The organism is Alcaligenes sp. Me129 (genome assembly GCF_050487245.1).
Classification (GTDB): Bacteria; Pseudomonadota; Gammaproteobacteria; order Burkholderiales; family Burkholderiaceae_B; genus Alcaligenes; species Alcaligenes phenolicus.
Window position 1 is genome coordinate 58,966 of sequence record NZ_JBKQGX010000012.1, and the last position, 13,073, is coordinate 72,038.

The following is a 13,073-nucleotide window of genomic DNA, read 5'->3' on the forward strand; positions in this document are numbered from 1 at the left end:
GCACGAGCGCCCCTTTAACGGTTTTGATGAGCGCATCACCACGCTTTATGCCCGAGGCATGAGCGTGCGCGAGATTCAGGCCTTTTTAGCCGATAATGACGGCACACAGGTCTTGCCGGCCTTGTTCAGTTCGGTCACCGACGAGGTAATAGTCGAGGCGATTAGTTGGCAGACTCGGCTCTGGGATGTCCTGTCCTCGATCGTGTTTTTGATACGCTGGATGAAGAAATATTTAGAGCCCACAGCCGTGTTGTCCGCACTGTCGTCAATGCTGAGGGTCCGTACTACTTTGCCAGCATCGGGATCGATGCCCAGAGTTTCATTCTTATCCCCTGACTGACATATCGCATGCCGGTAATAGTGTGATAGGTGGCACGGGCCGTCCAGATGCCTTCGCTGGGGATGTGGTGTATACAAGCATATTCGTCGCAGCATCGATGATCCAGACCAGACTACCTTATACAGGGTGGATAACGAAAAAGCGGTTGTGCGTGTCATCGACGATGGCCTTGCGTTTGGGGGCAAAGATCTCTTCGCCTTTGGCGTTCGTTTTCGGCTGCGCCAACTGAATCTGGTCTTTAGGCATGACATATGTGGCATCCGCCACTGAGAGCGATCCCTCCATCAGCTTGCCTAAATAAAGCGTAGAGGTCGTGTTATTCAGGCCACGTGCGAAAGAATGCCGTGGCACCCAGGGCGAACAAAGGTAAGGAATGCCGGATTCGATTGAGTATGGTGTCGGGGAAAAAGTAAAATGTGAAAGCGGGTTATCTGAAGGATGAACCCGCCATGGGGTGCGAACACCGAGCGTGGGATGTTGCAATCAAACGGCGGCATACACGGACGCTATTCCACCCTACGAACTAGAACTTGTATTGCGCTGTTAGCATGAAGCTACGCGGCTCACCCAGCAGATTGCCATTACGAGGGTAACTGACAGTGCGGTAATAGTATTTATCGAACAGGTTATTGACGTTCAAGCGCAAGTCAAGATGAGAGTTCGGGCTGTATCCGATCATGGTGTTGACAATACCATAAGCGCCTTGTCTGACCGCTGGCCCCTCCCCAGCAATAGAGCTGTGCACCGCACTCTGAAAGCGCGCCGATGCACCAACCCGCCAATTGGCCAGCGCCCCAGGCAGTTGGTACACCGTGGATAAGGTCAGCAAGTTGCGAGGCGTCGTCGTGGCATAAGCATCACCCGCTTTACCATTGACCGAATCCTTACGGTATTCGGCCTGCTGATACGCATATCCGGCAAACACGCTCCAGGCGTCTGTCAGATTACCGGAGACTTCCAGTTCCACCCCACGGCTACGAATTTCACCCGCTGCCGCGTAGCATGATTGCCCCGAGCGACACAGCAACAAAGGCAGGCTTTCCGGCAAATTACTTTGGTTAATCTGAAAAACGGCCAGACTGGCATTAAGCCTGCCGCCTAGGTATTCGCCCTTGATGCCCAGCTCATAATTGGTACCCTCAACGGGGTCAAGCAAAGCGCCTGAAGTCGAACTGTAATTCTGTGGCCTGAAGATACCGGTGACCGAGCCATATACCGTGTGCTGCTCAAACAGATCATAGGTCAAGGCAGCATAAGGGGTAAACTCCCCTTTAGCCTCATAGGCTGTCTTGCCAAGGTAGGTACCGCTTTTGAGAGTCTGATCCAGTTCATACCAACTGAAACGCCCGCCAGCGAATAGATTAAGCCCATCCAGCAAATTGAACTTGCCCGTGAAATACGCACCATACTCTTTCACATCTCCGTCACTCGACCACATCCAGTTCATTTCGGGCATAGGTGGGGCTACGGTCTCCTGCCAGTGCATCGGGTCAAAGCCATACTCATAGGCGCTCGGCCAACCGCCGGGGCCGTCGCTATCGACGCGATGGCGATAGTTGGCGCCCACCGCCAACTGATGAGATCTTCCGAACAAAGTGAAAGGCCCTGTCGCACGCAAGTCCAACGAGGTATTCTTATGGTGGTAGCGATACTGCCCGACGTTATAAAGAAACGTATCCTCCGCACTACGCCCCAGCAATGAAGTACCTAACATATCCAGCTTGCCATCTAGGTACTGTCCCTTCAAAGACACATCCCAATCATTCTCAAACGTGTGCTTGAGCTCACCGAAGAAATTCACATTTGTCTTGTTCCAGTATGACCAGGTCGGGCTGGCGCGCACCGAACGATCAAAGTCATAAAAGCTACCGTCAGCACGCGTGGGCAAACCGTTCCAGTCAGCGCCAGGGTTGTCTTCCTTGTTGTAATACCCCCCCAAGGTCAGCAAAGTGCGGTCGGTCAAATCCGCCTCTACGATGCCATAGAACAGCTCGCGCTTGTGGCCATACCCTTGAGTGAACGTATCGGCATCCTGCAAAGAGGCCACTACGCGGCCGCGCAAGGTGCCACTGGCGTTCAGGGGACCGCCTGTATCCACGCTACCCGAATAATCATCCCAACGCCCCAGTGCCGCCGTCAAGGAGGTCTGCCAGGTCGACGTCGGCCGTTTACGTACCAGATTGATGGATGCCGACGGATTTCCTGCGCCTTCCAGCAGGCCCGCCGCCCCCCGCACAACCTCGATACGGTCGTACATAGCCAAACTGGCTGACCCCAGGGTATCCGAATCGTGATCAACCGTCAGACCATCCACCTGGATATTGGAGACATCAAAACCTCGAGCACTATACGTATTGCGTTCACCGCCCGTGGCCTTCACCGTCATCCCTGTCGTAAAGGCCAAGGCATCCTCCACTGAGGTCATGCCCGCATCCGTCATACGCTCGCGCGTCACCACACTGACCGACTGTGGGGTTTCGCGGATGGACAAGGACAAGGGAGTGGCCGTGTTCATGCTACCAGTCGTATACGAGCCGGTGCCTTCGGTGGTAAGGCCAAGCTGACTGGCACTGACCGTCACAGCGTCCAGGATTGGCACGTCATCGGCGCGCGTAGCGGCTTTTATGACAATGCCGCCACCTTCCTGCGTGGCAAGCAGCCCGCTGCCAGAAAGCATCTGATCCACCGCCTGCTGCGCCGTCAGCTCGCCTCTGACCGCGCGCGCAGTTTTACCCGACACGAGTGCTGGAGAAAAACCAATTGCTGTACCAGTAGCTGCCGACAGTTCGTTGAGCGCAGACGATAAGGGTTGCGCAGCAATGGAAAGCGTAACCGCTTGTGTGCTGCTTACGGTAGCCTGTGCATAGGTGATGCCCGGCGTAGCCAGTGCAAACGTGATGGCCAACGCAAGCGGGGCCAGACGGAAATGAGGGTGCGCCAACGGCATAGAAACGTCCTTTACAAATCGAGCAATGAATAAAAATACGACTCACTACCCTTAAAGACGCACCAGCCCACCCGAAACTACACCTGTGTCACGATCTTTTTTTTTGCCCAGCAGATGTAGGGTCAACAAGCCTAGCGCTGCAAGGTGATTTCAAACTTTCCGGCTTCGCGGGGTACCAGCCTGACGGGCAGGATCTGTCTCACCATCCGGGCAAACTCATCGGGGCGGGTCACCTGAAAACTGCCGCCGATGGGCATGGCGGCGACAGCCGGATCACGCACTACCAGCCCCGTCGAGCCGTAGCGCTCCAACTCCACCAAAGCATCGCCCAGTGATGTATTCTCGAAGTGCACCAGCCCTTTGCGCCACAGTGCAATGCTACCTGGTGCAACTGCCGAGACCTTGCCCATGTGGCCATCTGCCGCCATGCTCAGACCTTGCCCTGCTACCAAGTTGACCTCGGCACCGGCCCCTCTGCCAAACCAACCACCCACGTCAGCCACTCGCACATGCCCTTCTTCCACCGCGACGTTGACAGTGTCGGCATCCATGCCCGTCTGGTGATAGCGCACGGAGAAACGTGTCCCCACAACGGTGACTCGCGCACGGCCCACCAGTACCTGAAAGGGGCTGTCACGGTCAGGCGCGACGGAAAACATGACTTGCCCCTCTTTAATACGCACCTCACGCCGATCACGGTAAAAGATGACCTTCGCCTGCGTTTCTGCATCGAGCACTAGCACGCTGCCGTCGGGCAAGGCAATCGTCTGGCTTTGTCCGCGCTTGACCGCGTACTGCGTCGAGAAGAACCGACCCTGCCCCCATTGGTGCCAACCGATACCAACGGCCAAAAAAGCCACGAAACAGAACGCGAACCAGTTTCGGCGTGATGACAGGCCAAAGAGTGATGACCACCTGCCCAAGACGTTAACGGATTTTTGGCGCCGGGCCGTATTCCTATCAACATGCTCGAACTGGCCCGAGGCATGATTGAAACAAGATGGACGCCCCTGAGCCATGTGCTGCGTCTGCTGTGCTGATGCGCTATGCAGCACCATCATGCCGTCATCAAGATGGACATAGGCAGCGGCATGTGCCGGATCCGTATTCAGCCATAGCTGGAATTCTGCCTGCTCGGCAGCGCTCAAGCCCCTCTCCCAGCGGGTATGCCAATCCACGGCGGCAACATGCACAAGATCTTGCTGACGAAAGAACTCTTCATACTCGCGCGCCTCCACAGCCTCATCAAATGGGACTGAAGATGCATGCGAGGATGGAGAAAAACGGCTCATATTATTGGTATAGACGCACTATCAGGGGCAAAACCACACCCCCACAGGAAATGTTGGCCACGGAAAGCATGTACTCAATTGTCACTATCGAGCTCCTCCCGGCAAGCCATGCAAGCGAGTTTACCGCGCTTGATGTAACGATCCACCATGCTGACCGACACGCCCATACGGTCAGCAATCTCCTGATTGGTGATATCTTCGAACAGATACAGGAAAAAGGCTTCGCGGCACCGGGGCGGCAAGGCTTCGATAGTGTCGAGGTAGGCTTGCACGGTTTGAGACGCAGCATAGGCCTGCTCGGGCTGCAGCGCTTGCGGGCCGCGCGGCTGATCTGCTTCCAGCAAGGCATGAATGTCGTCGTGCTGGCGGATGCTGGCACGGCGTTCCCAGTCGATTCTGGTATTTAACGCCACCTGACGCAGCAATGCGCCGGGCTCGCGAATGGCCTCACCGGTCTGCTGCATGGCCAGCACGCGCGCATAACTTTCTTGCGCCAGGTCAGCCGCGATGTCACGGTCACGCACCTTGCGCATGCAAAAGTTCAGCAAATCTCTGTAATAGCGGGCTAACACGGCTCAGTCAAAGTCACATCCATACGACGGGACCCGTCGTACCATGCATGTGCTGCGGCTGGCTCTATCGCACCAGAAGAAGCGGACGAACGAAGGGTTACTTATTGTACGCCACAGATGTTAATAATTCTCATGTAGATATAGAATATCGAGCACTTTCTGCTTACAACGCTCTCGCGCATCGGATTGACACTCCGCATTGACGGCCCATCTCTCACAAGTCACCGTTGCCCCACACCGTGGCGACAAGCTCAAATCCGAACTGTTCTATTTGCATTGCTTCCTGAGCATCGAGCAGCTAGGAAACAGCATCCGTCAATACATCCACTATTACAATCATCACTGCATCACACTTTACGCAAGGCTTATGAGGTCGCGGCTCGGTAGCTATTTGCATCTTAGCGGCCTAGGAATGCCAGACAGAATTGCGCAAAAAAGCCCGCAGTTACGCGGGCTTAGCGGCTTTTTATGCCATCAGTTGCCTGGCCGTGCCAGACGCGGGATCATTCCCACTCTATTGTCAATAGAAGGAAAATTTCATTTAAAAACATGGGCTTAAAACTACAAAAGGAGGCAGTACCATGAAAAATACCACACCCAGAAAACTCTCAGCCAGTCTCATGGGTTAGCAGAAACCACCTAACGATCAGGGGCAAACCACATGTAGATCAGCTTGCGCCCAGTCTATCGTGTTCCAGCAATTCCATCGAAAGCGGCGACGTAGCCACAAAGCTGGGGGAGAGACGGCCCGCTCCCGCCGTCTCATACCCTCCCCCCAATTGATATAGGGGAAGAGTTGGCGCTTGTGTGTGGGCTGCCAACAGCCATTAAGGGTAAAGCGGAGCGCCGAGGTTAGTATACTTCACGACTACGCTTCGCCTCCAGCTCCTTTCCGAGATCGAATTTATCACCCCAAGCGGTAAACCACTGATCGTTGGATGATTGAACCAACGCAAGTTTTACTGCATCCAGGCCAAAAATCTGTCCGATGGCATCCTTGGTGGCGGCACTAATATGAGGACAGACAATCAGATCAAGCAGCAAAATCAGTGTTTCTGCATCATCCGGACAGTAGGCCTTCATATATTCAAGTTTCGCGATAACGTGAGTCTCTATGAAAGCCTTCAACTTTTCATAGCGAACCTTATCTTTGATATAAGACAACAGAACTGTTATCGAAAAGTGATTCATAAAGCCCGACGGACGAACATAGTTCTCTGTACCCTCTTCCTCTTCGATTAGGAAATGCCGAAGAAGTGCAGAAACCGGCAGCCAATATTCCCGACCAATCTGCGACAAGGAAATAAGTAGGTATAGGCTTTCAATCTCACGATGGGCGCTCATCGTGTTTTTTTCTAGCTGCTGCAACACGTTGTCGTGGACGTACTTAAACAGCAAGTGCTTCTTCTCGTATGGAAAGCTTTGCGCCTGCAAAAAGTTTACGGAAGCTGTGACCATCCTACAGAGGCGGATCGTGTGATTGACCCTCGGGCTTGCAGAGTAGACAAAAAACACGAATTCCATAATTGCCAGCAAGGCATTGGAAAAGCGCTTACGATCACGACCTGTCTTATCACTCGCCACATACGCTTTAGAGAGCTTCTCAATTTTACTCTCGGTTATGGCAAAAGTGTAGTTCAGAAGATCACCATAAGTGACACCAGCCTCTTTGAGGGCAACCTTATACCGAACAATCAGACGGTTCGCATTTACAGAGCAAGCCAGATTTTTTTTTGGAGGGCTGGAAGGATCGACAAGAGGCTCCTCCTCACACCGTGGATCAATCTCATCATTCAGCAGAATCGAGACTCGTTCTTTAGCAACAGTAATCTCTGTGATAATTGGTTTTTGATAATGTTTTATTTTTGCCGTGTTGATGGCAAGCTTTTTCGATTTGAGCACTTGCTGAAGCGTCTCGAAAATCTTGATCTGGGTAGATTCCTCATTATAAAAAACAAAGAAATCATCCACGTAGCGGAAAATTTCATAATCAACCTTATGAGTCAGGTTTGCTCCTTCGAACAACTTCCTGACAAGCTCCACATCAACTGCCTGTAAAATAATCTCAGCAAAGATTCGGGAAAACTCCGGACCAATAACTATACCGTTGGTCTCTTTATGATTAAGATCTTGCATAAGGGCATCGAAACGCCCTCCAAAAGTTTTCCTAGAAGCATCCAGACTAAATTTCGTCTGATCCTTTCCCAATACAGCCCAAGGCAGTGAGTGAGTATAAATACTGTCAAAACACTTACTCACATCAATCTGAACCATTGCATCATACTTTTTCTCACTGCTATGGTATTGATGCGATTCAAAGAAGCGGTGAATATTCCGGTATTTACGATACACGAAATAAGACCCTAGCTGCTCGTACTCTCGGTCACTTTCCTCGATGCCTGAGACTGTATCTAAACGCTCTTCATGAAGCTTGTCTTTGAAATAAGCATAGCGCGACACCGACACAGGATGACGAATCGAGAATTCACTAACAGAGGTGTGATATATGATTAAGGCGCTGTGCGTTGAGTAAAAACTTGCAACAGCAACCTGATTACGCGGATGAACAACGCTAAGCGTTCGCCCATCAAGATTATGGGCGACACGAAAATTAAAAGGGATTGTTGCCATCTGGCACGCATTGACGGGTACGCTGCGGCGCGTTTTCTCCTTACCCCACTCGTTCACCACATTTATCGCAATTCCGGCATTGGGCTTGAGCTTGATTCCGAACAGTAGCACCATTATCTCGTCGAGCGCGTTCGTTTCACAAACCCAGCGCAGCTGGCCATTCTCTATCTCAACGCTGTTATCAACTAAGAAGCGGTAATAGCCCCTATTGGAGAACGTCGGCGGCACTTCGAACGGCAGCATGTCGGTGAGTACAGACCTTTGCTTCCGGTGAGTGAGTGAAACGCGTCGCTTAGTCATGCTTCCAGGCCCCCACGATCATCTGCAACTCGCGCGTACTGAAATTATGGTACCGCCGCTGCTCAAAACCCGTCGTGAATTTAAGTTTCCTCAACTTTTTTTGAAGACTACTTCGTCCTACCTTATCTATACACCTCCTGAGCTGCCTATCGAGTAATTTAAAGCTCGACAAATCGGTCACGATCGGGTTGTTAAAGTATATTCCGGTAGCGGCGCGTGATTTGCTGTTGGAAAGACGTGTATTGCCTGTCAGAAATTTAATACGTCCTACCAGTTTTCTGAATGCCCTCTTTGGACTGACAGGCTTCTCACGCCAATAGTCTGCAAACGCAGCATTCATCCTCGACCGATACTTCATCACTTTTGCCGCGCTCGGGCTAATCTCAAACAGTCCCTGCTTGAGATGAAAGCGATACCCCAGATACTCGAACTTCTGCGAGTTAGTATCAGCCAGATTAAATTCAGAGGTTTTCTCCTCATTGAGCGCCAGTCCGTTATCACTGAGGGTTTCGTTGATCAACTGCTTGAACGAGCCGAGGCTTTTTCCAGCAGGCGGGCGTGCAAACACAGCCACTATGTCATCGACAAACCGACAATACAGCACCAAGCCAGGAATAGCCCGGATAGTCTTATCCACCGGTCTAAGATACAGTTCGGCCAGGTACGCGCTGATACCTACACCTCGGGGAACCCCAGTAGATGTTCCGGAAATTAAGCCATATGAGTCCAACACCTGTTTGATGTATTTTTTTGACGCTGAGCTCAGTAGCTGGTCGCGCTCCAATTTCTCTAGCAAACGCTTACGATCGATACTCTCATAAAACGACGAAATATCCGTGCGAACCAGTTCAAAAGGAAATTTACTGCCAAGCATATCGCGAAGCTGACATACAAGGTCGTGACGGCTCGCTTGTTTGACGCCATAAATACGATGAATGTTACGCTGGATCTGCTTAATGACGAAAAAAGTCTCAGGCTCTTCGTCAATACAGAAAACAGCCTTTCCCTTCGGCCCCATCTTTTGGGAAAGATCTATCTTGAAACTCGGTTTCAGTACCTTCTGACTGATCTCATCCATCAAGGCATCGACGGCCGATGATTTAACTACCTTCAAATCCGTTAGTTCAGCTTGCAACGTAAGTAACCGTGCCTCGAAGTCACTCGCTTTGAATGTGGTTTCGCTTTTCCGTAGATCACGAATCTCCTGCACCTTATTGCGTATGCTGAGCGTGAACGGTTCAAGCGTGGGAAAATATCGGGTCGCCAAGTCGGCACCTTTGCGATTTTCAGCATCATAGATACGACGGAAGTTTTCCGCGGTGAACATTTGGTCGAGCATCGTCAGCGCTTATTCCATTTTTTATTGTCAATTATGTTGTTCAAGTTACTACCCTCGACATCCCAAAAGCATCTGATGATGCCAGGTGACTATCAAACTGGCATCGTTTAGCCTGGTTGTGCCCACTTACCAGCAAACTCAGCTGATGCTTGTTCTTCCTTGCGCTCAGCCTATAGCCCTATATCTCCGCTTCCGTTCGGCATCTGTCAGAGCGTCAGGCCACCTCGCCAATTCATCATCAGTAAGGCCTGCTAGGATTTGCGGCAAGTTTATGGTTCGGTGCGGCGGGATAGGCAGGTCATTGGACGGTGGACCGTCACTGATAAAAAACGGCTCAGCTTGGTATTCCCGCGATTTCGTCATACTACGTCCTCCTAGCGATGATCCCGGTCTGTGGCCGGAGCTGAATATACCTACACTGCTTTATGCGCTCACCAGCTTCGCAGCCTTCGGATCGTACACATACCCTGTGATACTCCCATCTTTAATCCGCGCAACAGCCTCATCAATGACGAACAGCGGAACAAGAAACCACTCCTCAGGCTGCACGGGATGGCCAAAGCGGTCGTTGATGGTAATGTTCAAGCGCGCGGGTGCGAACAGCCTATGGAACAACCTCTCCAGCCGGGTGCGGTTGATGCCTGCGAGTTTGTAGGTGGCTACCACCTCGACCTTGGCCAACAGGTAGGTGGAATCGTGTTCGGCATTGGCGATGCGCGTTTCTACTTTGCCGCCGGTGACACCAATTTTATGGATGACATCACGATGCTCAGCCACATAGGGGTTATCGGATAGCGAGCGCAACACATAAATAGTGCCGCTTTCCAGATCACCCTCTTCCAGAGAATCGCTGAACAACGGCCCCATATCTGGATCAGTAATTCGACGTGCAGTTTCGTCCTTGTACAAAGCACGCGCCAGGGACAGGCGCAGAAGGTTGCTCTCGGTACCATTGGAGAAAATGACCCGCAGCCGGGCGTCTTTCTTGCCTTGTGGCGAATCGAACTCTTCGCCCTCTTCCGCCACATAGGCTGTTTGTCCGTCCAGGATGAACCAGTGGCCCACTTCAATCGTGGCGTACTGGCCAAAAGGCCTAGTCACTCTTAAACCTGCTCTCAGATCACTGCGCACCTGATCAAATAGCGGTTTAAACGTCTCGAAATCGTCGCATGTCTCCCGGTTGGCAATTTCTTCTGCCGCCCGCTTTTGAGCACTGGTACGCACGTGGCGCAGTTCAGTGATATCAGCGGAACCAGCAGCCCCGGCCAACTCGGCAAGCAAAGCATCATCGTCCATCGCTTCCACTGCGTCCTCGTCACTGGCGCCATCACCACTGAGCAAGCCTTGATGATCAAGAGGCGTCAGCAGCTCGCGGCACTCTTCAAGGGCGCGCAGGCGATCCAGACGCACACTGTAGAGCCGCTCGAAGATGTCCCTTCCATCACCGTGCTGTGGAGCACGGCCATGCTGCTCGACAAAACGCTGAATTTCCTCAAAACCAGCAATAATCCGCTCTTCACGGGCGGAGAGGCTTTTCTTCTTTGTCTGCTGGGCGAACTCATCCAGTTCGGCACGCAAATCGTCCAGATCAGTCATAACGACCCTCATCTTTGAAACGCACAAAGGCCGCAGCACCTTCGGCCATACGCTGCTCCCAAGGATCTGCTGAACTCACCGATGGCAGACGGCCTCGCTCCTTCTTGAACTTGACCGCTCTCAGAGCAAGCTCCTTGGCCTCGTCCGGCGTCAGACTGGTGCGCTTGCCAGAAATGGCAGCGGCCACTTGCTTCAGGCTGTCCTCGCTCATGGATTTGGCCAAAATCGCATAGGCCTCGCTGAAAGGATTAATGCGGTCGATCAGGTCGATATCCAGTTCGCGTACGTCCATGGCGAACTTGCGCACGCCAGCAAGCAACGCGGTATTAGGTTTCGGCTCTGAGCCACCCACCTCTATCGTTTCGCCACCGACCAGAAGCTGCTTGGCTTGCTGAGTGAGATTCAGCGCGGCAATAGCGTGTTGGCGAACCGCTTCCTGATCTTCTGCATCCAGGTTGGGGTAGCGATCCTTGATGATCTTACCCATACGCACTTGCGTCAGCTCTTCCGGTACCAGTTCTTCATCGAACAAACCACGCTCGATGGTGTTTTTGTCCTGCACAAAGCTGGCAATTACCTCGTTCAAATCTTCCCGGCAAATGCGCGTAGCCTCATCGCTTTTTGGCTCCACCAGCCCCTTGATCTCGATTTGGTACTTTCCGGTCTCTTCATTGACGCCCACGTTGCATTTGTTCGGGTCATACCCACCCTCGCCATAGTCAAAACCTGCCTGCGGGCCACTGGTAGGGTTCTTGGGTGTGAACTCAAAGCGCGGAGCCAGCACCTGCTCCATCAGCAGGCTGGCGGCGATGGCCTTCAACGTATCGTTCACGGCCTCAGTCACTGCCTGCTCGGCCGCATCCGGCTCTGCGATCAGGTTGGTGAAACGCGCACGGGCCTTGCCCGGTGCATCCCGTGTCGCACGACCGATGATCTGAACGATTTCTGTCAGGCTGGAACGATAGCCGACGGTCAGCGCATGTTCGCACCAGATCCAGTCAAAACCTTCCTTGGCCATGCCCAAGGCAATAATGATGTCCACGTGGTCGCGATTGTGTTTCTGCTCGGGGTCTTTTAATGCAGCGGACACCCGATCCCGCTTCACGGCATCATCGTCTACCAGGTCGGCGATTTTTAGCAATCGGCCTTCTGGCGTTTTGACCAACTGGAAGCCCGTTACCGGGTCAGTGCCCTGCCATTCGCCCAGCTCCTCGATGATGTGCTCCACTTCACGGATCTTGTCCTTGGTGCTCTCACGGGAGTTCACATTGGGAATATGGACGATGGTCTTCTCGGCTGGATCAAGCACCTTGAGAATATCGTCAGCGTAAGAGTCGGAATAAAAGTAGTAACCAATATCCAGGTTTTTGAGGTACTCGTATCCGTTGAGCTGCTCGTAATAGGTGTAGGTCACCGTATCAAAGCGCGACTCGTCCTGAGGAGCGAGCACCGCTTCCGAATCACCTCGGAAGTAGGAACCCGTCATGGCCACGATATGCACCTTGTCACGAGCAATCAGCTCACCCAAGTGGGCACCCAGCTTGTTGTCCGGGTTGGCCGATACGTGGTGAAACTCGTCCACTGCAATCAGCCGATCATCGAAGGCGGCAATGCCAAACTGATCGACCGCAAAGCGGAAGGTGGCGTGAGTACACACCAGAATCTTATCGTCGCTGTTGAGGAAGGCGCCCAGCGATTTGACCTTGCCGCCGTTGTCCGAGCCCGGCGCATTGCACAGGTTCCATTTTGGCTCTACCTGCCAGTCAGCCCAAAAGCCGTACTTCGACAGCGGTTCGTTGTTAAAGCTCGCGCCGATAGACTTTTCCGGCACCACGATAATGGCTTGTTTCAACCCTTGGTTATGCAGCTTGTCCAGCGCAATAAACATCAGGGCGCGGCTCTTCCCGGAAGCCGGAGGCGACTTGATCAGCAGGTACTGCTCACCTCGCCGCTCGTAGGCCCGCTCCTGCATGGGCCGCATGCCCAATGCATTGGACTTGGTCGAGCTGCCATTACTCGCATACGAAACGGAAACAGAGGGTACGATTTTTGTCAT

At 52.7% G+C, this 13,073-nt stretch carries 9 protein-coding genes and 1 pseudogene; 2 read left to right on the plus strand and 8 right to left on the minus strand.

Translation table 11 applies throughout. The features are described 5' to 3' along the window. Position 1 precedes the first annotated feature (1 nt). Positions 2–208 (plus strand): annotated as a pseudogene (locus ACLPGZ_RS13400) (transposase); the annotation flags it as partial. Positions 209–457: 249 nt separating this feature from the next. Here the strand turns inward: ACLPGZ_RS13400 and ACLPGZ_RS13405 are convergent. From ACLPGZ_RS13405 to ACLPGZ_RS13420, 4 genes are all read right to left on the minus strand, one after another. Next, a complete protein-coding gene (locus ACLPGZ_RS13405; RefSeq protein WP_203144831.1) occupies positions 458–823 on the minus strand; it encodes a hypothetical protein in 366 nt (121 codons plus the stop codon). A 40-nt stretch (positions 824–863) separates the two neighbouring features. Then, positions 864–3,287: a TonB-dependent siderophore receptor gene (locus tag ACLPGZ_RS13410; protein WP_052695851.1), complete on the minus strand. Its 2,424-nt coding sequence runs from the start codon at positions 3,285–3,287 to the stop codon at positions 864–866. Between the two features lie 131 nt (positions 3,288–3,418). After that, positions 3,419–4,579, minus strand: coding sequence for a FecR family protein (locus ACLPGZ_RS13415; RefSeq protein ID WP_321386591.1), 1,161 nt, complete (start codon positions 4,577–4,579; stop codon positions 3,419–3,421). Positions 4,580–4,653: 74 nt separating this feature from the next. Continuing rightward, entirely contained in the window at positions 4,654–5,151 is a 498-nt protein-coding gene (locus ACLPGZ_RS13420; protein WP_060185943.1) for an RNA polymerase sigma factor, read from the minus strand. A 199-nt stretch (positions 5,152–5,350) separates the two neighbouring features. On the opposite strand from ACLPGZ_RS13420, the gene ACLPGZ_RS13425 reads away from it, so the two are divergent. Further along, positions 5,351–5,710 carry an IS3 family transposase gene (locus tag ACLPGZ_RS13425; RefSeq protein WP_429641485.1) on the plus strand — a complete coding sequence of 120 codons (360 nt, stop codon included), beginning with the start codon at positions 5,351–5,353 and terminating at the stop codon, positions 5,708–5,710. 293 nt (positions 5,711–6,003) lie between these two features. Here ACLPGZ_RS13425 and drt3b read toward each other — a convergent pair whose 3' ends face one another. From drt3b to ACLPGZ_RS13445, 4 genes are all read right to left on the minus strand, one after another. Then, positions 6,004–8,082: an antiviral reverse transcriptase Drt3b gene (gene drt3b, locus ACLPGZ_RS13430; RefSeq protein WP_429641487.1), complete on the minus strand. Its 2,079-nt coding sequence runs from the start codon at positions 8,080–8,082 to the stop codon at positions 6,004–6,006. Then, the gene (drt3a, locus tag ACLPGZ_RS13435) at positions 8,075–9,421 is read right to left on the minus strand and encodes an antiviral reverse transcriptase Drt3a (protein WP_429641489.1); all 1,347 of its coding nucleotides are present in this window, start codon (positions 9,419–9,421) and stop codon (positions 8,075–8,077) included. Before drt3a ends, drt3b begins: the two co-directional genes overlap by 8 nt. A 423-nt stretch (positions 9,422–9,844) precedes the next feature. After that, entirely contained in the window at positions 9,845–11,017 is a 1,173-nt protein-coding gene (locus ACLPGZ_RS13440; protein ID WP_429641490.1) for a GIY-YIG nuclease family protein, read from the minus strand. After that, a complete protein-coding gene (locus ACLPGZ_RS13445) occupies positions 11,010–13,073 on the minus strand; it encodes a DEAD/DEAH box helicase (RefSeq protein ID WP_429641492.1) in 2,064 nt (687 codons plus the stop codon). Before ACLPGZ_RS13445 ends, ACLPGZ_RS13440 begins: the two co-directional genes overlap by 8 nt.